Origin of the sequence: Edaphobacter sp. (assembly GCF_035532915.1) — a bacterium.
In the GTDB taxonomy this organism is placed as follows: Bacteria; Acidobacteriota; Terriglobia; order Terriglobales; family Acidobacteriaceae; genus Edaphobacter.
The window spans coordinates 1-22,314 of sequence record NZ_DATKQC010000196.1 but is presented as its reverse complement, the minus strand read 5'-3'; the positions used below and the strand labels follow the sequence as shown (position 1 = coordinate 22,314).

At 59.2% G+C, this 22,314-nt stretch carries 17 protein-coding genes; 3 read left to right on the top strand and 14 right to left on the bottom strand.

Going from position 1 to position 22,314, the window contains the following annotated elements; genetic code table 11:
- The 12 genes from VMU57_RS09385 to VMU57_RS09330 form a co-directional block, all read right to left on the bottom strand.
- A partial coding sequence (locus tag VMU57_RS09385; protein WP_325382739.1) for a TonB-dependent receptor occupies positions 1–1,090 on the bottom strand: 1,090 nt, incomplete at its 3' end.
- A gap of 326 nt (positions 1,091–1,416) precedes the next feature.
- On the bottom strand, positions 1,417–4,005 hold the full coding sequence (locus VMU57_RS09380) for a M1 family metallopeptidase (RefSeq protein WP_325382737.1): 2,589 nt from the start codon (positions 4,003–4,005) through the stop codon (positions 1,417–1,419).
- 134 nt (positions 4,006–4,139) lie between these two features.
- Positions 4,140–5,174 carry a glucokinase gene (gene glk, locus VMU57_RS09375; RefSeq protein WP_325382735.1) on the bottom strand — a complete coding sequence of 345 codons (1,035 nt, stop codon included), beginning with the start codon at positions 5,172–5,174 and terminating at the stop codon, positions 4,140–4,142.
- On the bottom strand, positions 5,175–5,972 hold the full coding sequence (pgl, locus tag VMU57_RS09370; protein ID WP_325382733.1) for a 6-phosphogluconolactonase: 798 nt from the start codon (positions 5,970–5,972) through the stop codon (positions 5,175–5,177).
- Between the two features lie 184 nt (positions 5,973–6,156).
- On the bottom strand, positions 6,157–7,719 hold the full coding sequence (gene zwf, locus VMU57_RS09365) for a glucose-6-phosphate dehydrogenase (protein ID WP_325382731.1): 1,563 nt from the start codon (positions 7,717–7,719) through the stop codon (positions 6,157–6,159).
- A gap of 55 nt (positions 7,720–7,774) precedes the next feature.
- Complete coding sequence (gene gnd / locus VMU57_RS09360) at positions 7,775–8,680, bottom strand: phosphogluconate dehydrogenase (NAD(+)-dependent, decarboxylating) (RefSeq protein WP_325382729.1); 906 nt, start codon at positions 8,678–8,680, stop codon at positions 7,775–7,777.
- 19 nt (positions 8,681–8,699) lie between these two features.
- Positions 8,700–9,326 (bottom strand): HAD family phosphatase, encoded by a 627-nt coding sequence (locus VMU57_RS09355; RefSeq protein ID WP_325382727.1) that lies wholly within the window; start codon positions 9,324–9,326, stop codon positions 8,700–8,702.
- Positions 9,323–10,177, bottom strand: coding sequence for an oxidoreductase (locus tag VMU57_RS09350; RefSeq protein WP_325382725.1), 855 nt, complete (start codon positions 10,175–10,177; stop codon positions 9,323–9,325). The genes VMU57_RS09355 and VMU57_RS09350 overlap by 4 nt, the downstream gene beginning before the upstream one ends.
- An 81-nt stretch (positions 10,178–10,258) precedes the next feature.
- Positions 10,259–10,741, bottom strand: a complete 483-nt coding sequence (gene rpiB, locus VMU57_RS09345; protein ID WP_325382723.1) for a ribose 5-phosphate isomerase B — start codon at positions 10,739–10,741, stop codon at positions 10,259–10,261.
- 91 nt (positions 10,742–10,832) lie between these two features.
- Positions 10,833–10,970 carry a hypothetical protein gene (locus tag VMU57_RS09340; protein WP_325382721.1) on the bottom strand — a complete coding sequence of 46 codons (138 nt, stop codon included), beginning with the start codon at positions 10,968–10,970 and terminating at the stop codon, positions 10,833–10,835.
- A gap of 73 nt (positions 10,971–11,043) precedes the next feature.
- Positions 11,044–13,050: a transketolase gene (gene tkt, locus VMU57_RS09335; RefSeq protein ID WP_325382719.1), complete on the bottom strand. Its 2,007-nt coding sequence runs from the start codon at positions 13,048–13,050 to the stop codon at positions 11,044–11,046.
- Positions 13,051–13,163: 113 nt separating this feature from the next.
- Positions 13,164–15,632, bottom strand: coding sequence for a glycoside hydrolase family 15 protein (locus VMU57_RS09330; protein ID WP_325382717.1), 2,469 nt, complete (start codon positions 15,630–15,632; stop codon positions 13,164–13,166).
- A 198-nt stretch (positions 15,633–15,830) separates the two neighbouring features.
- Between VMU57_RS09330 and VMU57_RS09325 the strand changes: the two genes are divergently transcribed.
- Complete coding sequence (locus tag VMU57_RS09325; protein ID WP_325382715.1) at positions 15,831–16,442, top strand: superoxide dismutase; 612 nt, start codon at positions 15,831–15,833, stop codon at positions 16,440–16,442.
- Positions 16,443–16,548: 106 nt separating this feature from the next.
- On the top strand, positions 16,549–18,198 hold the full coding sequence (locus VMU57_RS09320) for a carboxylesterase/lipase family protein (protein WP_325382713.1): 1,650 nt from the start codon (positions 16,549–16,551) through the stop codon (positions 18,196–18,198).
- A 112-nt stretch (positions 18,199–18,310) separates the two neighbouring features.
- Here VMU57_RS09320 and VMU57_RS09315 read toward each other — a convergent pair whose 3' ends face one another.
- Both VMU57_RS09315 and typA read right to left on the bottom strand, forming a co-directional pair.
- Positions 18,311–19,519 carry an acyltransferase gene (locus tag VMU57_RS09315; RefSeq protein WP_325382711.1) on the bottom strand — a complete coding sequence of 403 codons (1,209 nt, stop codon included), beginning with the start codon at positions 19,517–19,519 and terminating at the stop codon, positions 18,311–18,313.
- A gap of 141 nt (positions 19,520–19,660) precedes the next feature.
- A complete protein-coding gene (gene typA / locus VMU57_RS09310) occupies positions 19,661–21,493 on the bottom strand; it encodes a translational GTPase TypA (protein WP_325382709.1) in 1,833 nt (610 codons plus the stop codon).
- 199 nt (positions 21,494–21,692) lie between these two features.
- On the opposite strand from typA, the gene VMU57_RS09305 reads away from it, so the two are divergent.
- Positions 21,693–22,314 (top strand): RDD family protein (locus VMU57_RS09305; RefSeq protein ID WP_325382707.1); only part of this gene is annotated, 622 nt, incomplete at its 3' end.

Sequence of the window (22,314 nt, the reverse complement as noted above, 5' to 3'; positions counted from 1 at the left end):
CTCGGAAATCTCCGCTGTATTCAGCCTGGGTCGGAACTGTCTGGTAAGCCGCCAAAGGGCCATGGGCAAAGCGGTAGGCGTCGTAGTTGAGAAAGAAGAAGAGCTTGTCCTTCTTGATCGCACCGCTGAGTACAGCACCATACTCGTTCATGTTCTCGCGAGGCTTTACCGCATAGCCCTTCGTGGGATCGATCTGCGCCGGAGCAAAGTAGCCCCAGGTGTCGAGAGCGGTGTTGCGGAAGTAGTCATAGACAGATCCGTGGAGCTTGTTGCCGCCGGATTTGGTGGAGTAGTTCTGAACGCCCATGCCTTCATACATGGCCGAATAGCCTGAGGTCTGGACCTGAAACTGGTCGATAGCGTCCACTGAAATCGCAGTCCAGACGAACCGGGTATCGCCTTGACCGGCGACCGAGGTAAATGGAATGCCGTTGATGTAGACCGATGATGCTGCGCCGCGACTGCCGGAGCCGTTGACGACGCCGGTGTTGGTGGTGGCGTTGCCGTTGGTCTCGTTGCCCTGCACTCCAGGCATCAGGACGGCAAAGTCCGTCGCGCGGCGCTGGTCGGGGCTGCCGCCGGCGCCCATTTGAATGGGCAATGCCGAATACATCGCCTGCTCCATGGTGGCGCCCAGGGTGGCGTTGCTGGTTTCAAGAGCCGGGGGCGCCGCGGAGATGGTGACGCTCTGCGCTTCGGAGCCAACGGTGAGCGCAATGTTCACGTTCGAAATTTCCAGAGCGTTGACATTGACGTGCTGTTGCGTGGTGGTCTGAAAGCCCGCCGCTGTGACGCCAATGGTGTAGATATCCGGATCGAGGGGAGAGATATCGTAGTCTCCCGAGGAAGTCGTCGTGCGGGTCAACTTGGTACCCTTGGTGGTCGAGGTGACGACGACGGAAGCGCCGGGAACAACCGCGCCGGAGGGATCGGTGACGACCCCTTTGATCTCTCCCTTGCCGGAGAGTTGGGCGCGGAGAGGCAGGGTGCAGAACAGGGCGACTGCTGCAATGAGAGCGAACAGGAACAAGACTGAGCGCTTACCCGAGGACGCCGGGGGTCGCTGGGAGTTGATATTGCGGTACGTCATCTATACCTCACAAAAGTTTAAAAAGAGAAAATGCTATCGTGGCGCAACGCTTGGATTACGCTTCTATCGATTTTCCGACCTAAAAGGTCAGACCACATTGGAACGAAAGTAAGCTTCTACTTTCCGACTGGCATCTGTCAAGAATTATTTTTATTGTTTTTGTCATTAGTTTCACTATCCGGCACGCAAAAATCTCCCGGTAACGCGCCTCTGCTTCGACTTTAAGCACGGAGGCACCGCGATCGGTCAAACTCGAGATGATTTTTGACTGGTTGTACCTTGGTACGGCCGCTTTTTACCAAAAATGGTCGTGCAAGGCGTAAACGCTATTGCAAAGGCTGAGATTCCAGCCACCGGTGGAGGCTGGGCTCCTGGGTCGCGCGGAACTGGATGCAGGCGTTGATGCTGTCGATCGATTTGGCAAGGGTGCGTGCCGAAGCGTCAACCGGATGGGTGCCAAAGAAGCTGATGACCTGATCGCGACCTTCAGCAGTGCAGAACGAGCCGGCGGCGGCTACGACACGAACTCCCGAGTTGGTCGTGAACTGGGCGTGGACCTTGTCCCAGTTTTGCTGGATGTAGCTCCAGGCCTGGGCTCGGGTCGAGCGTTGACGAAGCAGAACGGCGAAGATTCGCCAGCTATCCTGATTGCGGACCTGGCCGGAGACGGCATAGTCGAGCGTGCGGGTGACGAGGGTGGGATCGAGGAAGCGGGCGAGCGTCTGGAGTGCATCGGACTGGAGGCCTGGGTCGCTGGGGTCTTTGCTGGCGGCGAGAACTTTGTCGTAGAAGACTGCATCACCGTTACTGGCGGCGATCACCACAGCCGCATCGCTGAGGGCGGAATCGGAGTTCTTGTCCTTTTTGTGGCCGAAGCTACGATCCGCTATCTCCCGGGACTGAGCGACGATCACTGGGTCCTTGGCAGCTCCGAGGAGTTCAAAGAGCAGGGCGCGAAGCTGATTGCGGTCGAAGGAGTCATGCTTCGAGGGCTTGCCGAGAGCAGCATAGATGGGGCCGAACTGGGTGCGGAGATCGGCGTCAAGCCGGTCTAAATCCTTGCCGGTGGCGATCTTCGATTTGATGGTGTAGATCTTGGCCAGAGCGGTATCGAGGACATCGGCGCTGGGGTCATCTTTGAGAGCAAGCACCAGGTCGAGGTAGTCGGCGATGGAGGAGCGGCCGGAGGGGACCAGCGCCCAGCGGTCGCCGATGAAGTTGATGCGCTCAGGTGCGGTGAGGGCGGTCTCTGCGTGGGTCTCGATAGCCTTGTACTGTTCCGGCGTGTAGACGGTGCGGAAGTAGCCTTTGGCCAGTGCATTGGCGTAGAAGAAGGGGCTGCTTTCCCCGACGCGGAGGCTCGCTTCACCCGGCTTGAGGAGGCTGCAGGCTGGCTTGCCGCTGGTCTTGAGGCACACGGGAAGCGTCCACTGCTGACTGGTGTGATTCTCAGCGCTTGGCGACAGGAAGAAGCGGCTTTGGGCGACGGGCGCGCCTGATCCTGAGGCGTCGGAGAAGCTGAGAAGAGGGACGCCGGGTTGCTCGACGAAGCTGGACATGATCTTGTCGACGGGCAGGTGGCTGGTTGCGGTCTGCGCGTTCCAGAAGTCCTCAGCGGTCGCGTTGGCGTACAGATGAGCAGCGAGGTAGTTGTGAACACCCTGGCGGAAGGTCTCTTCGCCGACGTAGTTCTCGACCATGTTGAGAACAGCGCCTGCTTTACCGTAGGCGATGCCGTCGAACATCTCGTTGATCTGGGCCGGGGTATTGGCCGTGGCGCGAATGGTGCGGGTGGTGGCCTGCGAGTCGTAGTTGAGGGTGGTATCGAGTTCCTGCGCCTCGTCCTGCGGGATGTTCCACTCAGGATGCCATGCAGCGACCGGCTTGTGTTCCATCCATGTGGCGAAGCCCTCGTTGAGCCAGATGTTGTCCCACCACTGCATGGTGACCATATCGCCGAACCACTGGTGGGCCATCTCATGCGCCACCACGGCGGCTACGTTCTTCTTTTCGGGGATGCTGGCGGTCTTGCTGTCGATGAGCAGGTCGGTCTCGCGGTAGGTGATGCAGCCGAAGTTCTCCATGGCACCGGCCTCGAAGTCGGGCAACGCAACCATGTCGAGCTTGGGCATGGGGTACTTGATGCCGAAGTAGGTGTCGTAATAATGCAGGATGTACTCGGCTGACTTGACGGCGAACTGCGTGAGCTTCACCTTGTCGGGCGTAGAGCAGGCGCGGATGGGCACGCCGTCGCTACTGCCCTTGGTGCATTGAAAGTCGCCTACCAGAAAGGCCACGAGATAAGTCGACATGCGCGGCGTGGTGGCGAACTTGAGGGTGTGCTTCTCATCGAGCGCCGGGGTGTCGGAGACGATGTTGGTGTTGGAGATGACGGTGTCGCCACGGTCGACGGTGAGAGCAATGTCGAAGGTGGCCTTGAGGGCAGGCTCGTCGAAGCTGGGGAAGGCGCGGCGGGCGTCGGTCGGTTCGAACTGGGTGACAGCATAGTTGCGACGCGCGGTCTTGGAGAGGTAGAAGCCGCGGAGCTTGTCATTAAGGATGCCGTCGTAGCGAATGTCGAGAGTCACTTTGCCGGAGAGAGGCTGGGCAAAGGTGAAAGTGGCCTGCTCTTTGTCGGGGTCGAGCGAGACTTCCGCGGTCTGTGAGCCGGCGGTGACGGAGAGGAATTTAATCTCGGCCGCGTTGAGCGTGATGGCGGTGCTGGGCTGGTCGAGGGTGAGGTCGATGCTCTCGGTGCCGGTAAAGGTCGCGGCCTTGAGGTCAGGGGTGAGCGCCAGGGTGTAGTGCTCGGGATGGACGCCGGAGGGAAGGCGCTGGGCCGAAGCCGCGAGGGGGGCGATGCAGGAGGCGATGACGAGGAGAGTTGCGGAGAAGAGATTCTTTGTGGTCAGCATGAGTTCTGTCTAAACGTTACATGGTGAAATCTGTTGAGACAAACGTTCCACCCGCGCCGGAGCACTAAATTCCCCTGCTTTGCGACCTTACGGGGCGACCGAGAGCAGATTCGGGTTAAGTTGAGGAGATGACATCAGTGCTTGATGGAGGCAGCGCGTTCGGAGTGGTTGGAGATATCGGCGGCGCGGGCTTCGGCGTAGGCAGCAGCTCCGAGTAGAGCACATGTATCGTCGAGGATGATGCGGACGGGGATGGCTTGCAGCAGCGGTGAGAGGCGGCCCTTGTCGAGGAAGGCTTGGATGAAGTCGCCGTTCTGGAGCGTTTGGATGATCTTGGGCGCGATGCCTCCGCCAAGATAGATGCCGCCCATGGCGAGTACCTTGAGCGCAACATTGCCTGCCTCGGCGCCATAGATCGCACTGAAGGTCCTCAGCGTCTCGAAGCAGATGGAGCTGGAGCCGTCCTGCGCGCATTGGCCGATGACGGCATTAGGGTCTTCGGCGGCGAGCCGGTCGCGGAGCCACTGTGGCTCCTGCAGCTTTTCAACGTCGCGGAGATAAGAATAGATGTTATGGACGCCGGGACCGGACAGAACACGCTCGTAACTGACGTGTCCTTTAAGCGTGCTGCGCAGGTATTGCAGAAGAGCGACTTCGCGGTCGGTGCGTGGAGCAAAGTCGCAGTGGCCGCCCTCGCTGGCGATGGGACGATGGTGCTTGCCGTCCCAGATCAGAAGCGCTTCGCCAAGACCGGTACCCGCAGAGATGAGGCCGCGATGGCCGACGGCAGCGGTATTGGCGGCGTGAAGGGTATAGATCTTGTCCGGCGTTAGTTCGAGGATGCCATAGCCATTGGCTTCAAGATCGTTGATGAGGAAGATATGCTCGATATCGAGTGACTTCTGAAGCTCGTGAACATCGAGCATCCAAGGCAGGTTGGTGAGCTTGAGGCGTCCTCCGCGGACGGGGCCGGGGCAGCCGAAGCAGGCGGCGGCGATCTGGCTGCGAGCGCCCTGATCTGTGCCGAGAAACTGTTCGACGACAGCGTCGAGCGACGAGAACTCGTGGGCGGGAAACTTCTGGTCGCGGATGGAGTGCAGCTTGCCATCCTGAAAGTCGTAAAGCGCAAGATGAATCTTGGTGCCGCCTACGTCGCCCGCGAGGATCATTTATTTAAGCTCCAAAGTACCTGTCGTCTCTGAATTCTCTGGTGCTGGAAGCTTAGATGCCGCGGCCGAGTCGAGCAAGAGCGTAAGCCGCCCGCTGGCAGGACGGATAATCTGCGAGGGGTAGGTCTCAGGCTGGTAAGGCCCAAGCAGAACATCGTGAAGGACCTGCGCCTTGGCCGCGCCTTCGATCAGGAATGCCACTTCCCTGCCTTGATTAATGACCGGCCAGGTAAGGGTGATGCGCCAGGTGTCCTTCTGCGGGACGTGGTTGGCAGTGACGATATCTGTGAGGTCATTGATGGCTTCGGTGTGCGGAAAGAGTGAAGCGGTGTGGCCGTCGTCGCCCATGCCGAGCAGGACGAGATCGAAGGTAGGAGTCTCCGCGCCTTCGAGCCTGAAGGAATTGCGAATGGTGGACTCATAGCGGGCGGCGGCAGCGGCGGGATCGAGCTCGCCTTCCATGCGATGAATCCGCTCGGGCGCGAGGGGAACCTTCGAGAGCAGCGCCTCGTTGGTCATGCGGTAGTTGGAGTCCGCGTCCGTAGGAGGAACGCAGCGCTCATCGACCCAGTAGAGGTCGAGCTTGTCCCACGGAACCTGTTTGAGAAAAGGCTGAGCAGCATCGGCGAGGAGAGCAAACATCGCCTCAGGAGTGGTGCCGCCGGAGATGGCGATGCGGGCGCGGCCGCGCTTTTCAGCTGCCTCGATCGCAGATTTTGTGAAGAGCTGCGCCGCAGCCTGAGCGACGGCGGCAGGAGTCGATGCGATGCGATAGGTGACGGTGACGGGACGGGGCATTTTAGCTTTTAGCTCCTGGCTTTAGCCTTTACCTTTAGCTAAAAGCCGGCATCGGAAGGATTCCCTCAGTGGCTAAAGCCATGTGGAATGAATTGGCTTTATGGCGGGACTAAAGTCCCGCCCCTTCAAAGTAAAGGTTCACAAAACTTGCAGCAGCTAAAGACTAAGAGCTAAAAGCTGCGGGTTAGAGTTTGCGCCACTTGCGGCCCTCGACTTCGAGGAGCGCGTCGGCGGCAGTGGGGCCCCAGGTTCCGGCAGCGTAGTTGGGGAAGTCCTTGACCGGCTTCTCCCGCCACGCTTCGAGGATGGGGGTAATCAGCGCCCAGGTGGCTTCCACTCCGTCGCGGTGGGCGAAGAGCGTACCGTCACCCAGCATGGCATCGAGCAGTAAGCGTTCGTAGCCATTGGCAGAGGACTTGCCGAACGACTCGGCGTAGCTGAAGTCCATGTTGACCGGGCTGATGTTCATGCCCTGCCCAGGAACCTTCGCGCCGAAGCGGAGGGTGATGCCCTCGTCAGGCTGAATGCGCATGGAGATGATGTTCGGCTCCACGTTGCCCGCCTTGCCGCCGTCCTTACCCTTGAAGAGCAACAGCGGTGGCTGCTTGAACTGAATCGTGATCTCTGTAACCCGCTTGGCGAGACGCTTGCCCGCGCGAATGTAGAAGGGAACACCAGCCCAGCGCCAGTTCTCGATCTCCAGCCGCAGAGCAGCATAGGTCTCGGTCTGCGAGCGCGGATGAACTCGATCTTCCTGACGATAGCCGACGACAGGCTTGCCATCGACGGTGCCGGGGCCATACTGTCCACGGACGGTATCCGCCGGGTGGATCGGCTGAATGGCGCGCCACACCTTTACCTTCTCCGCACGAACAGCAGAGGCCTCGAAGGAGACCGGCGGCTCCATGGTGACGAAGCTGAGCAGCTCCATGACGTGGTTCTGCACCACGTCGCGCAACGCTCCGGCTGTCTCATAGAAAGGCCCGCGGCCTTCGATGCCGATCGATTCGGCAGCGGTGATCTCGACGTGATCGATGTAGTTGCGGTTCCAGACGTTCTCGAAGATGCCGTTGGCGAAACGAAAGACGAGGATGTTCTGCACCGTCTCTTTACCGAGGTAGTGGTCGATGCGGAAGATCTGGTCTTCGTGGAAGACTTTATTGACTTCGTCGTTGAGCGCCTTGGCAGACTCGAGGTCATGGCCGAAGGGCTTCTCGATGATGGTGCGGACCCAGTTCTTCTTGCCGTCCGCTCCGCCGCCTTCGCACGGCGTCGCCATGCCGTGCTGACCGAGGTAGTTGATGATGTCCGAGAAGTACTCGGGAGCCGTGGCGAGATAGAAGAGGCGATTGCCGCAGGTGCCGAACTTCTTGTCGATCTTAGCGAGCAGCTTGTTGAGCGAGTCGTAGCCCGAGGCATCGTCGAAGTTCATCGCGTGGTATTGAATCTTCTCGACAAAGGGAGCCAGCTTAGGATCGGACTCTTCGACTCCGCCCCCGGCAATAATGCCTTCCTTCATGTCCGCAGCGAAGGAATCCTCAAGCGGTCGGCGAGCAACTCCGACCACAGCAAAGTCCTTGGGAAGCAGGTTGGCCTGCTCGAGGTGGTAGAGCGCAGGCAGCAGCTTGCGCTTGGTAAGGTCACCCGATGCGCCGAAGATAACGACGACGCATGGGTCCGGCGTGCGCTCGGGCTGCTGACTGACAGGAGCGGCAGCAGCAGGTGTGATGTGTGGTTCAGTAGGCATGTCAATTACCTCTCGTGCTTGGTTAGGGCTTGTTGATGGCTTCGATCTTTCTGACTTAGCTCTTTTTGACATCGTGGCCACCGAAGGCGCCGCGCATGATGGAGATCATTCGGTCGGTGAAGTTGTTCTCTTCGCGCGAACGGAGACGGCGAATGAGCGACTCGGTGATGACGGGAGCGGAGATGTTCAGGTCGATGGCTTCGGTGACGGTCCAGCGGCCTTCGCCGGAGTCGGGAACCCAGGCTTCGAGGCCGTCGAGGGTTGGGTTCTTATCGAGCGCGCTGGCGGTGAGGTCGAGCAGCCACGAACGAACGACCGAGCCCTTCTGCCAGATGTGCGCGATCTGGGTGAGGTCGAGGTTGAGGGGCTCCTTGGCCTTCATGATGGAGAAGCCTTCGGCAAATGCCTGCATCATGCCGTACTCGATGCCGTTGTGGACCATCTTGACGAAGTGGCCGGCACCCGAGGGTCCGACGTGTCCCCAGCCTTCGGTGGCCGAAGGAGCGAGAGCCTGGAAGATTGGGGTGAGACGCTCGACCGGCTCCTTGTCGCCGCCGATCATCAGGCTGTAACCTTCTTTGAGTCCCCATACGCCGCCGGAGGTTCCGCAATCGACGAAGTGGAAGCCCTTGGCAGCGACTTCGTCGTGACGGCGCTGCGTGTTCTTGTAGTTCGAATTGCCGCCGTCGATGATGGTATCGCCCTTTTCCATCAGAGGCTCGAGCTGGGCGATGGTCTGGTCAACCGGGTCGCCTGCGGGAACCATGATCCAGATGGCGCGAGGCGCAGAGAGATTCTTGACCAGTTCTTCAACCGAGTTGACGCCGAGATTGCCCGATGCGGTCAGCTTGGCAGTTGCTTCCTTGTTGAAGTCAAAGCCGACGACCTTGTGACCGGCGAGACGGAGACGCTCCGCCATGTTGAAGCCCATCTTGCCAAGTCCGATAATTCCCAGTTCCATGATGTAGTTCCTTTCGTTGCTAAACGGCGATGCCGTGTTGAGTAAGTGAAGCGCGAAGTTGCGCGGGTGATTCAAAGTGGATGGCATTCATGCCAAAAGCGCGAGCGGCCTCGCAGTTCTCCTGCTTGTCGTCGATAAAGAGTGCCGTCTCAGGCGGAAGACCGGAGATATCGATTGCCGCGCGATAGATATCGGGGAGAGGCTTCATCTCGTGGACGTAGCCGGAACAGATGAAGTAATCGAAGTACTGGCGGAGACCAAAGGTGTCGAGACGATACGCGTTCAACTCTTTGGACTCGTTGTTCAGGGTGGCGAGACGATATTGGCCGGAGTTCTTGAGAGCGGCGAGGATGTCGAAGTTCTCCGGGTGGAGGACTTTACTCTCGCTACAGACGAGAGGCCAGAGCTGCTCGAATGTGAGATGGAGATCGGGGTTGGTTTCAAGGACAGTCTGAGCGAAGAAGTCCTCGGCGGTGATGAGGCCGCGCTCCCAGTAGTAGTTCACTTCGTCGTGAACCGCTTCATAGGCCGTGAGATCGACGCCGAGTGCAGTGAGAACGCGACCACGCTGCCTACTGTCCCATCCGTTGGCAAGCAGAACTCCGCCGATGTCCCAGAAGATGGTCTTAATAGTGGTGCTGCTCACTCGCCCTCCGGAAAATCTGCGCCGAGAGTCGTGGATTGCCAGGTGTCGAGATCGGTCTTCCACTGATCGAGCTTGCCTCTCATGCGTTCGAGAGCCAGCGCTCCGAGGACGAGATGCAGAGGCGGCTGGGGAGACTCGACCGCCTGAAGGATGGCATGAATAGCGCGCAAAGGATCGCCCTTTTGCTTGCCAGCCTGGTCGCGAAAATACTGGCGAGTCTTGCCAGCCGTAGCGTCGTAGTCGGCGATACGCTCTTCAGCTTCGACGCCGGAACGCCCGAGAAAGTCGGTGCGGAACGGGCCGGGTTCGACGATGGTAACGTGGACGCCGAGAGGAGCGAGTTCAGCGGCCAGCGCCTCCGAAAAGCCTTCGACGGCGAACTTGCTGGCGTTGTAATAGCCCCAGCCCGCTGACCCGATCAGACCGCCGATCGAAGAGAGATTTACGATGTTGCCGCTGCGCTGCTTGCGAAAGTGCGGAAGAAAAGCGCGAGTCACGCGCATCAGACCGAAGACATTGGTCTCGAAGACCGGCATGAACTCTTCTTCGCTCGCCTCTTCGATACCACCGGCGAGCCCGTAACCTGCGTTGTTGACGAGAACATCCACCGGGCCAAAGGTAGTCAGCGTCTGAGCCACGATGGAAAGAATCTGTGCAGGATCGGTGACATCGAGCGCGAAGGCTTTGGCCTTGCCCGGATACTTCTCTTCAAGATCGGCTACCTTATCCAGATTGCGTGCGGTAGCGACGACCTTGCCGCCGCCCTTGAGGACCTCTTCAGCAAGAATGCGACCGAAACCGGTGGAAGCTCCGGTGATGAACCATGTGCGGGATGTGGTGACGTTTGCCATGTACTTTCAGATGCTTTTGCGCGGCTTTCGGCTCGACGCTCCGCGCAAGTTGCGTCTAGTCCCTGTGAAAATCAACTCCGATTATGAGACGAGCGTAGTTCCCGCCGCGTCGGGCATGTAGGTCTTTTCGATGGCCTTAACCTTGTTGAGACGGCGGACGAAGCGAGGCTCGGAGGCGATGAAGTTGGCCTTGAGGTAAGCATCGACGCACTCGTAAGCGAGGGCCGAGCCGATGATGCGCGCGCCGAGCACAAGCACGTTCATCTCGTCGTGCTCGACACCCTGATGGGCCGAGTAGGTGTCATGACACATACCTGCGCGAACGCCCGGCATCTTGTTGGCGGCGACGCAGACGCCGACGCCCGAACCGCAGATGAGGATGCCGCGCTCTACCTTGCCCGCCATCAGCGCTTTGCCGACCAGAAGGGCAAAGTCAGGATAGTCGGAAGGCTCGGTGTTATAGGCTCCAAGATCCTCGACCTCGTGGCCGAGCTTGCGGACATGGTCGCGAACTTCTTCTTTGAGGGGAAAGCCGGCGTGGTCGGAGGCGATAGCGATTTTCATAATTTGAACTACCTCAGGTTTCCGTAATGTGGTGTGGGTCGAGGCCAAGCAAGCGGACAAAAGCCGGTCATAAGACAACAGAATGGAACTGCTAGGAGTAATCCTGCTCCAGCTCCCAGTCGTCTTCAGGGGGGACGCTGTCTTCGTAGGTCGGTTGCAAAGAGGTAAACCGCTCTTCTTTGGGCGACTCTTCGTTTCGACGCACCATCTCGCGTTCGCTGTTGACCATAACTCTCTCCGAAGAAGCCTTGTGCTGCTGCAAGAAAAGGCGGAGCCCGATGGCCCCGCCCCTGATTCCCTGCTTACTTCTTGACCAGCTTCTTTGCCTGCGCAACAACGTTTGCAACGCTGAAGCCGAACTTCTCCATGACGATCGGACCTGGAGCGGATGCTCCGAAGTGGTCAATTCCGATGACCGCTCCGTTGTGGCCGACATACTTGTACCAGCCCATGGTGGCTCCGGCTTCGACGGCCAGCTTGGGAGTGTTCTCGGGCAGCAGGCTGGCCTTATAGGCATCAGGCTGCTCGTCATAGACCTTGAAGCTGGGCATGGAGACGACCGAGGCATTGATGCCTGCGGCCTTCAGCTCTTCAGCAGCCTTGAGGATCAGCGAAACTTCTGAACCGGTGGCAATCAGGATGATGTCCTTGCCGCTGTTGTCGAGCGCGTACGCACCCTTCTTCACGCCTTCGTGCACCTTGTACTTCTCGTTGTCGAGAACGGGAAGGTCCTGGCGGGAGAGCGCCATGAAGCTGGCGCTCTTGCGCTCGAGGGCAAGCTGCCAGCAGGCAGCCGTCTCGTTGGCGTCCGCCGGACGGAAGTCGGTGAACTGCGGAATGGCGCGGAGGGCCATCAGGTGTTCAACCGGCTGGTGGGTGGGGCCGTCTTCGCCAAGACCGACGGAGTCATGAGTGAAGACGAAGAGCGAGTGCACCGACATCAGCGCAGCCAGACGAAGCGCCGGACGAGCGTAGTCGGAGAAGACGAAGAAGGTGGAGCCGAAGGGAATGAGACCGCCGTGGGCTGCCATACCGTTGACCATGGCGCACATGCCGAACTCGCGCACGCCGAAGAAGACGTTGCGGCCCTTAGGATCGACGTGGAAGCTGGGCGAGTCCTTGAAGATGGTCTTGGTGGAGGCGGTAAGGTCAGCCGCACCGCCGAAGAGTTCTGGAACGACGCCAGCGATTGCGTTCATGACGACCTGGCCGGCGTTACGCGTGGCAACCGGCTTGTCGGTCGGGAAGACGGGAACTTTCTTCGACAGATCCTTCGACAGCTCGCCCTTGACGACACGCTCGAACTCGCCTGCAGGCTCCGGATAGGCCTTCTTGTACTCCGCAAAGTCGGCGCTCCAGGCTTCGTGGGCCTTCTTACCGCGAGCCTTTGCCTGATCCCAGTTGGCGCGAGCCTCTTCGGGAACGTAGAAGGTCTTGTCTTCGGGCCAGCCGAGGTTCTTCTTGGTCTCCTTGACTGCCTCTGCGCCGAGCGCTTCGCCGTGGACCTTGCTGGTGCCAGCCTTGGGGCTGCCGTAGCCGATGACGGTGCGAACTCGGATGAGCGAGGGGCGGGTCGTCTCGGCCTTGGCGGCGGCGATGGCGGCTTCGAGGGCGACCAGATCGTTGCCATCGTGGACCATCTGAACGTGCCAGTGATAGGCCTCGAAACGCTGCGTGACGTCTTCGGTGTAGCTGAGTTCGGTAGGCCCGTCGAGGGAGATGAGGTTGTCATCGTAAAGGACGATCAGCTTGCCCAGGTTCAGGGTTCCGGCCAGCGATGCCGTCTCATGCGAGATGCCTTCCATCAGGTCGCCGTCGCCACAGAGAACGTAGGTGTGGTGGTCGATGACCTTGCGCTCGTCGCGGTTGTAGACGGCTGCGAGATGCTTCTCCGCGGTGGCCATACCAACCGCCATGCCAAAACCCTGGCCAAGGGGGCCAGTGGTCACTTCGACGCCTGGGGCCTCGCCGTACTCCGGATGGCCGGGGGTGTGCGAACCCCACTGGCGGAACTGCTCGAGCTGCGCCATGGGCAGGTCGTAACCGGAGAGGTGGAGCGAACCGTAGAGCAGGGCCGATGCGTGGCCATTGGAGAGGACGAAGCGGTCGCGGTCGATCCACTTGGGGTCCGCGGGATCGTGCTTCATGATTTTGTGGTAGAGCAGATAGGCGATGGGCGCGCAGCCGAGAGGGGCACCGGGGTGGCCGGAGTTCGCTTTTTGAACGGCATCGACGGCGAGGAAGCGGAGGGCGTTGATGGAGAGCTGATCTAACGCATGTTGCTTATCGGACTGCTGCTGGTCGCTCATTCTTTTCCTTTTTCTTATGTGAAGAGTCGCGGCGCGAGGCGGCGAATCTGCTGTTCAATGATTTTGGTCGTTCAATAACAGTGTAGCAAGCTGGACGGGGCCCTGACACATCCTCAGAATTTGCCGGCTGAAGAGGTCGGAATAATGGAGACTTCGATGTTTTTGCCGAGCCAGCGGTCGGGTTGGCTTCGATCCTGACTCTGGTCGGGCCAGCAAAGCGTAAACAGGATGCTTCCGCTCTGCTGGGGGATTGTTGGAATGTCGGAAAAATAGCCGATCCGGCCCATGCTATGGGCGTCGATGTGATTGACGGTGATCCAGTTATCGAAGGTATAGACGATCCGGAACCGGCCCCGGTCGACCACCCGAAGGTTAAGCCCAGCGGGAACGAATGAGATGGGGCGGGCGAGCTGGAAGATCTCTACCTGGTTGACGAAGGAGCGCTTTGCCGCTGGGACGGCGTAGCGCTCTTCCACAACCGAGATGCGGTCGAAGACTTTCTTGTCAGTCACGGAACGGAGGAGTTTGAGGTACTCCGAGTGGGCCCAGACCAGCGGCTGGGCAGAGCCTGCGGACTTGCCGAAGTACATCCCTTCCGAGGGGAGGTCGGCGTAGTCCCATACCTGCTCCGGCAGCATGCCTCCAATCGAGCTGAAATTTTCGAAGGCCGAGATCAGCGGAGCAACGGTGCGTCCGGCCGCGAGTTCATAGTGGGCCCGTTCGCCGGTCAGCAGGGGCCACGCACGGCCCTGCCCCCAGCCATCATAGGGGCCACCATCTTTCTTCTGGCCGTAGCCATCGTGGTTATAGCGGCGCCAGCAGGGGCCGGAGGGCGTGTCGCGCTTCAAAATGGCATCGACCACCTTGAGCGAGTCGATGATTAACGGATCGTCGACGCGGCGAATGCCGTAGCGGACCAGCTCAAGGAAGCCGGCATCGATGATCTCGCGCGCCTCGAACTCCTGCTTTTCGTCCGGCGCCCGGTTAGCGATCCGGATGTGGCCACGCGGAATCTGGTCGTTGTAAAACGGCTCACCTGGAGCAGGCGGATTGATCCGCATGTAGTGGTACTTGACCTCGGGTAACAGAACGCCTGCGGTCGTTGTGGTCCACTCATCCAGATGAGCTTCGATCCAGTCGGCGTAGTTCTCCAGAAACACTGCGAGCTCTTCAGAATCCTTGGCACGGGCAATGTCAGCGGCGCAGAGGAGGCCAGAGATTACTGCCGCCAGCGTGGAGGGAGAATAACCCGCAGTCTCCTCCCAGCGCTCCTGCTGCGTCACCGGGGCGAAACGGACGAGGAAGGCGGCGGCGCGCTCGACCAGCGGGAAGATGTCGAAGTTGCCGAGGCCCTTCTCCTTCCACAGACGCCACGCCAGAATGATGGGAAAGGCGACCTCGTCGAGCTGGATGCCGGACCAGTAGGGTACTCCGTCGATCCAGAAGTTCTGGGCGAAACTGCCGTCGGTGCGCTGCGTACACGCGAGATAGACCAGCGCCCGCAGCGCGGTCTCGGTATCGCCGCAGGCGAGGAGAGCTGTCGCCGACTGGACCATGTCGCGGGTCCAGACAAGGTGATAGCCACCGAGGTCGGAGTCGCCCTTGGACGCTCCCCACGGAATCGAGGCAGAGGCGATGAAGGCGCCGGAGTAAGTCTTGTCCTCGTGGGTAAGGATGACGTTGTGGCTGATATTGGCCAGCCTGCCGCCGTCGGTGGACGAGGCGGCGATCTGCTTTGGCGAGTCGACGCGAAGCCACTGCTCGATGAAACGCTCGCAGTGGGCACGGTACGGCGTGGCGAGGGTCTGCATCATGCTGGCAAGAGCGGCGTGGTGGCCATCGCCAAGCCCAATCACAACAGTGAACTCGCGATTATGGGCGACATCGATCTCTCCCATGATGGCGATGTTGCCGTCGAGCGCCTGGCCGAACTGCCAGTCCATCGTCATATCGCTGGCGAGGTCCTGAAAGCCGTCGCTGGAGCCGACGTAACCACAGGAAGAGCGGGTAAATCCGCAACTTACTCCAAGGGCCAGCGAGATATTGTTCTTCCACGCCAGCAGGCAGCGTTGACCCGCGACCTCGATGGAGCGAGCAGAGTTTCCCGCGCCGCCTCCGTCGAGATGGGGCGCGAGCAGAACGTAGCACTTGACGCGAGAGAGCAACTCCTCATCGCCGGTGATCCGCACATGCATCAGGACAGCGGGTCGATGCGGGTCGCTGATGAACTGCTTGGTAACGGTATAGCGTCCCTTGGGGTCAGCCGCGACGACGCGGACGGCGGGAGCGTTGGGGTGGATGTAGTGCAGATCGTAGTGGATGTCGCGTTTCTCTTCGTGCAGGAAGGTCTCGCCATCGGTGAAGATCAGCTCCATATCCCGAGTCTGCGGACGATCGATCGTAGGGTAATAAATCTCGTTGAGGATGCCGTGCGAAAGAGTGAACCAGACGCGGCTGGAGGCAGAGTACGCGGTGGAGACGGCATCTTTTTGGCTGGAAGTCCAGCGAGGTTCGAGACCGGGAGCACCGAACGCGGCCCCCTGATCGTCGAGCCAGCGGTAGGCGGCTGCGAGATCGCTCATTGCACTATTAGACTCCAAAAGTCCGGTAAACGCTTCTGTTCAAACGGTGAATAAGAGATGAATGCCGCTGGTGCGCTATGATTCGAGGGTCGATTGGATTCACACATGGCATCGAAAGATGACGCGGTGGCATCCAAAGAACGAACCGCCAGTGTGTGACCGAGCCTGGCCCAAACAAAAAGCGACAGGAGAATGACCGTGGCCTACGAACTACCCCCTTTGCCCTATGACTATGCGGCGCTTGAGCCCTCTATCGACGAAGCGACGATGAAGCTGCACCATGACAAGCACCATCAGGCGTATGTGACCAACCTGAACGGCGCGGTGGAAAAGCACCCCGAGCTTGGCAAGAAATCCCCCGAAGATCTGCTCAAGGATCTGGCCAGCGTGCCCGACGACGTACGCAAAGTAGTGCAGAACAACGGCGGCGGCCACGTCAACCACACCATGTTCTGGCAGATCATGAAGCCCAAGGGCGGCGGCGAGCCAACCGGCGAGATTGCTGCTCAGATCAAGGCCGACTTTGGCTCGTTCGAAGACTTCAAGAAGCAGTTCAACGAGGCGACCGCCAAGCAGTTCGGCTCCGGCTGGGGCTGGCTGATCTTCGACGGCGGCAAGTTGAAGGTCGTCACGACTGCCAACCAGGACAACCCCATCTCGCAGGGTCACTACCCGATTCTGGGCAACGATGTCTGGGAGCACGCCTATTACCTGAAGTATCAGAACAAGCGCCCCGACTACCTTGCCGCATGGTGGAACACCGTGAACTGGGATGAAGTCAACAAGCGGTTCGCGACGGCGAAGAAGTAATCTCGCCTCAGCTAGAGTAAAAGGGCTGCCTGCGGGCGGCCCTTTTTTGCGTCTTCTGGCGCACGCTGACCGTATCGTCATAAAGAAGATGCAAACGGGAGAAGGCGTGGACAAGAAGCAGGTGACGCGGCGCGAGCTTTTACAGGGTTCGGCTTTGATAGTGACGGGATCGGCGATAGCACCGAAAGCGATGTGGGGACAGACAAGCTCTCCGGTGGCCACGACAACATCAGGCAAAGTTCGCGGCTTCGTTCAGGATGGGGTGAACGTCTTCAAGGGAATCCCATACGGAGGCGACACCGCAAAACGCCGCTTTACGCCTGCCGAAAAGCCAGCAGCGTGGACCGGGGTGCGCGAGGCGCTGACGTTTGGACCGCAGGCTCCCCAGCCGATTCATGCGCGCAGTGGCCGGTCGGCCTTTTCGCCGCTCGATGAAGCCGATCCCGTAAACAGCGAAGACTGCCTTCATCTGAACGTGTGGACAGCGGGACTCCGCGACGGACGGAAGCGCCCGGTGATGGTCTACATCCACGGCGGAGCCTACAGCAACAGTTCCAGCAACGGCCCGGTCTACGACGGCATTCGGCTGGCGAAGCGCGGCGATGTCGTCGTCGTAACCATGAACCATCGCCTCAACCTTTTCGGCTATATGTACCTTGCAAAGCTGGGCGGCGGGGAGTTTGCCGACAGCGGCAACGTCGGGCAGCTCGACCTGGTGTTGATGCTGGAGTGGGTGCGCGACAACATCGCCGAGTTTGGCGGCGACCCTTCGCGGGTGATGATCTTCGGACAAAGCGGCGGCGGTGCCAAGTGTGCCACTCTGATGGCGATGCCCGCGGCGAAGGGCCTCTTCCATCGCGTCGTGACGATGAGCGGGCAACAGTTGACGGCGCGGACACAGGAGCACGCCACTCAGTCGGCAGAGGCTGTGCTCGCGGCGATCGGGCTGTCGCGGACGAACCTCGAAGACATTCGCGATCCCAAGAAGGTGCCGATGGAAAGACTCGTCGCGGCGATACGAGCGGGCAAATACTTCGGGCCTGTCCTCGACAGCCGAGCGTTGCCTCGAGATCCTTTCTCGCCGGACGCTCCAGCGATCTCGGCGAACGTGCCAATGATTCTGGGCAACACACGCGACGAAACTCGTTTGCTGATCGGAAGCGGCGACCCCTCTCTATTCTCTCTCCGTTGGGAAGAGCTGCCGGTTCGGCTGGAGCGATACCGTGCATTCCTCGGAGACCTGAAGCTAACCGACATCATCGCGGACTATCGCCGATGGTATCCGGGATACTCTGCCAGCGATGTCTTCTTCGCCGTCACGACGGCCTTCCGCAGCTGGCATGGAATGGTGATCGAAAGCGACCGGCGCGCCGCACAGCACGGCGCTGGATTCCAACCGGGCCACGGCCCGACCTGGGCCTATAACTTCGCCTGGAAGTCGCCGGTGGACGGCGGCAAGTGGGGCGCTCCCCACACCATGGACATTCCCTTCGCATTCGACAACGTAGAGATTGCCGCCGCGATGACCGGCGGCGGGGCCGATGCCCAGAAGGTCGCCGACCAGGTTAGCGATACCTTCATCGCGTTTGCGCGAACCGGCGATCCGAACAATCGCGCAATCCCCAAATGGTCTCGGTACGAGCTAACGCATCGATCGACGATGATCTGGAACACCGTTTCACGGATAGAAGACGATCCCCGGCGCGAAGAGCGGAAGTTAGCAGAGCAAACCTTGTACGTACAACCCGGAACTTAGACTCAGTTCCGACGCTTCTATCACCACTACCGACAACACATCCCGCGCGCCAAAAGCCGAGTGCCTTCAAAGCGCCATGGTCTGGTGCCTGTCAAAGCGCGGAGCTGTTCAACTATGGCGTGTGCAGTGGCAACTCTTCTCGTACACGAGGCTTCGTTGGATAGAACGCATTCAGAATCGCGCGTCGCGATGGCTCCTCTAACTTATAGAAAGTGACACAGCAGAGCGCGATAAGACTGATTACAAAAATCACAAAAAGTGCCCAGTCCTCCACTGCATTGCGAACGACTCGCTTGTCTACAGCAGCGAAATACGTATAAAGCGGCATATGTAGGAGATACATCGCATAACTGACCTGCCCCAAAATCACAATGACCGGACGTGAGAGCCATCGCCATATCAAACCGCCTCCAAAACTGAGCCCCAGAATCACTGCGGCCGACGCCGGCATCAGCAAGCCATCATGCAAGACCGCCGGGGGCATGCGATCCCCTTGTGAAACTACGATCAACCCTAGTGCCAGCCCTAAAAGATAGGTCAAGGTCCCGCGACCAGGACCGAGCAAAGCAGTCGGACGCCGCTCAATTGAAAGGAAGATTTTGCACAGTACAATCCCTGCTAAAAACTCAGGGAGCCGTACCAATGGGTCAAATTTAATGACTTGAGACCAAGTCGTGTCCAGTACAATACCAGAGCTGTGCGAGAGGAACCAATGTGCCTTCCAGTCGGCAATCTCATAGGAAGAACCGCAAGCGGCTATCCAAAGAAAGATAAATGTAAACAGTAGAGAAACGCGGCGTTCCACTTTCCAAAGCAATCGGCCAATAAACGGAAAGCACAAATAGAAAAAAGCCTCAACACTCAATGACCACCCTGGACCGTTCCAGAAGAGTGCGTCGTGAGGAATCCATGCCTGCACCAACAGCAATACAGCAGTCGATGCACCTGCGAACGCGCCTGCATGGAAATGCCCCGACTTGAAGATGCCGATAGCCAGTGACGGAAACCCAAGCACAAGCGCAAAAAGATAGACGGGGTAAATTCTTGCGAATCTTGTGGTCCAGAACCGTACTCGTTTGGACATGCTCCACGCGGTTCCAAGATCATAGTTGTATGCCAGCACAAAGCCTGAAAGCAGGAAGAAAACGCCAACCGCCGACGCACCAGAGTCTATCGTCCCGCGAATCCACGAGGGCGAACCGTCCACCACCCCCCTGAAGCTGGAGTTTGCGGTTCCCATGTGTAGCGAAATAACCCAAAGAGCCAGGAAAAAGCGAACACCTGTAACCGCAGGTAGCGAAGAGCGTTTGTGTGGTGGCATAAGGTTCAAACAAAATCCTAGGTCATATCTGGACTTAAAGAAAGGAACCCATCCCATCCAGCATCCGCTCCATGCTTAAAGCGAACAATGGCTGGAGACACATGAAATGTGCTCCAGCCATTTTGGAGTGACGTTCGTTTATTACTCGCTGGAGCCCTTGCGGGGGCGGCGGTTGGCCTGCAATACCTTCTTGCGCATACGGAGAGACTTCGGAGTGACCTCCACAAGTTCGTCGTCTGCGATGAACTCGATGCACTGCTCGAGGGTGAGGTTCTTGAAGGGAACCAGGCGGACGGCGTCATCCGAACCCGAGGCGCGCATGTTCGAAAGCTTCTTCTCGCGGACGCAGTTGACGTCGAGGTCGTTGTCGCGGCTGTGCTCGCCGACGATCATGCCCTCGTAGACCTCAACGCCGTCGCTGACGAAGAGGACTCCTCGGTCCTGCAATCCTTCGAGGGCGTAGGCCGTGGTGCTTCCCTGCCGGTCGGAGATGAGGGCGCCGGACTGGCGCTGCGGGATCTCGCCCTGATAGGCGATATAGCCATCGAGGATCGAGTTCATGATGATGGTTCCGCGGGTCTCGGTGAGCATCTCCGAGCGGAGACCGATGAGGCCGCGGCTGGGGATGCGGAACTCCATGCGAACGCGGCCCGAACCGTGATTGACCATCTTCGTCATCTCACCTTTTCTGGGTCCGAGGCGTTCGATGACCGTGCCGACGAAGCTTTCGGGAACGTCGATGGAGAGATGCTCAACCGGTTCCATCACCTCGTCGTTGATGCGCCTGGTGACGATCTCGGGGCGGCTGGCCATCATCTCGAAGCCTTCGCGGCGCATCATTTCGATGAGGATGCCAAGCTGAAGTTCACCACGGCCAAGCACCTTGAACGAATCAGGCGAGCCGGTGTCCTGCATCTTGAGCGAGACGTTGGTCAGCAGCTCTTTTTCGAGACGGTCGCGCAGATTGCGCGAGGTGACGAACTTGCCCTCGCGACCGGCGAACGGCCCGTTGTTGACGTTGAACTGGATGGCGATGGTCGGCTCGTCGATGATGATCTGCGGCAGTGGCTGCGGATTTTCGACATCGCAGAAGCTCTCGCCGATGAAGATCCCCGGGATGCCGGCGATGGCGACGATATCGCCTACCTGGGTCTCTTCGATGTCGGTGCGCTTGAGGCCGGAGAAGCTGAACAGCTTGGTGATCTTGTGCTTGGTGAAGGTGCCGTCGATCTTGGCTACGCTGTACTCCTGGCCGGTGCGCATGGTGCCGTTGAAGACGCGCGCGATGGCAAGACGGCCGAGGTAGTCGGAGTAGTCGAGGTTGGTGACGAGGATCTGAACCGTGCCTTCAGGATCGCCCTTGGAGACGGGGATCGTCTGGATGATCTGCTCGAAGAGAGGCTGCAGGTCGGTGCCGGGGATGGCAGGATCGGTGGTCGCGGTGCCGAGCTTGCCGTTGGTATAGAGGACAGGAAAGTCGAGGACCTTTTCGTCGGCGTCGAGGTCGATGAATAGGTCATAGACCTCGTTCAGGACCTCCTGCGGACGGGCGTCGGGACGGTCGATCTTGTTGATGACGACCATCGGGGTCAGCCCGGCTTCGAGCGCCTTCGAGAGAACGTAGCGAGTCTGCGGCAGGGGGCCTTCCGAGGCATCGACGAGAAGGACGACGCCATCGACCATTTTGAGGGCGCGCTCGACTTCTCCGCCGAAGTCGGCGTGGCCTGGGGTATCGACGATATTGATCTTGTTGTCGTGATAGTAGAGAGCGGTATTCTTGGCCAGAATCGTGATGCCGCGCTCGCGCTCGAGGTCGTTCGAGTCCATGACGCGGTCGGTGACGGCTTCATTGGAGCGGAAGGTGCCGGACTGGCGAAGCATGGCGTCGACGAGGGTGGTCTTGCCATGGTCGACGTGGGCGATGATGGCGATATTGAAGATGGGCTTAACGGCAACTGCGGTAGAAGTGCTCACTGCGATGTATGTCCTGTCTGGGCGCTGGAGGATGGGGCGAAGATGGAAATGCGCGTCAGTATAAGTCTACCGCAGGCGGGCGATAAGCGGATAGATATCCGATGAATCGGTAGTTGGTCAGTTTGAACTCCGGGGCAACCGAAGTTACCCATAATTTCGCTTTACGAGGAGTTTAAAGCTCCTGTTATGCTCACATTCCATGAAGACAAGCGACTTCCGTTGGCCCTTCCTTACGGTTCTTGCTGCCGTGCTGATTCTAGGTAATCTCGTTGATTCGACAAGTCTGGGCATTTCGGCAGAGTTCTCGGATGGCCATTACCGCATTGCGGGTGGGACAGCCCCCTGGGCCATCGGCTTCTCGATCGCAATTGGGATCCTCTACTTTTGGCTCATGTATGCCCCTCAAAGTCGACTTACGACACCAATGCCAGGCATTGTTCGGAGGTGGTTCGCATTTTGGATTGATTTCATTCTTGCCATCATGGCGACCGCACCGATTCTCGGTCTAATCCCATCGCTTACGGAATGGAGGCGAACAGGAGTTTTTGCCTGGAATTTCGAGAGAACAACGCCTGCGCCGAGCGACAAAGTCACCGTCACAATAACGTTCATGTTGTTGACCATCACCCTCATGGCCTATTACGTCTTCCCGCTTCTGCGCCATAGACCCTCACCGGGATCATGTGTCGCTGGCTACCAAATCACTCCTGCGGATCAGAACCCCATGACGGTCCGACGAGCGGCATTGAGAACGCTCATTGGTTTCGTGGCCGCTGCCACACCCTATTTAGCGCCCTTCATCGCGCGTGATCGTAAGCGGG

Bases quoted from the DNA above. Each gene is read 5' to 3' on its own strand.
- rpiB (WP_325382723.1), bottom strand. From the start codon at position 10,741: ATGAAAATCGCTATCGCCTCCGACCACGCCGGCTTTCCCCTCAAAGAA.
- VMU57_RS09350 (WP_325382725.1), bottom strand. From the start codon at position 10,177: ATGGCAAACGTCACCACATCCCGCACATGGTTCATCACCGGAGCTTCC.
- tkt (WP_325382719.1), bottom strand. From the start codon at position 13,050: ATGAGCGACCAGCAGCAGTCCGATAAGCAACATGCGTTAGATCAGCTC.
- VMU57_RS09315 (WP_325382711.1), bottom strand. From the start codon at position 19,519: ATGCCACCACACAAACGCTCTTCGCTACCTGCGGTTACAGGTGTTCGC.
- VMU57_RS09330 (WP_325382717.1), bottom strand. From the start codon at position 15,632: ATGAGCGATCTCGCAGCCGCCTACCGCTGGCTCGACGATCAGGGGGCC.
- zwf (WP_325382731.1), bottom strand. From the start codon at position 7,719: ATGCCTACTGAACCACACATCACACCTGCTGCTGCCGCTCCTGTCAGT.
- glk (WP_325382735.1), bottom strand. From the start codon at position 5,174: ATGATCCTCGCGGGCGACGTAGGCGGCACCAAGATTCATCTTGCGCTT.
- VMU57_RS09340 (WP_325382721.1), bottom strand. From the start codon at position 10,970: ATGGTCAACAGCGAACGCGAGATGGTGCGTCGAAACGAAGAGTCGCCC.
- pgl (WP_325382733.1), bottom strand. From the start codon at position 5,972: ATGCCCCGTCCCGTCACCGTCACCTATCGCATCGCATCGACTCCTGCC.
- VMU57_RS09380 (WP_325382737.1), bottom strand. From the start codon at position 4,005: ATGCTGACCACAAAGAATCTCTTCTCCGCAACTCTCCTCGTCATCGCC.
- gnd (WP_325382729.1), bottom strand. From the start codon at position 8,680: ATGGAACTGGGAATTATCGGACTTGGCAAGATGGGCTTCAACATGGCG.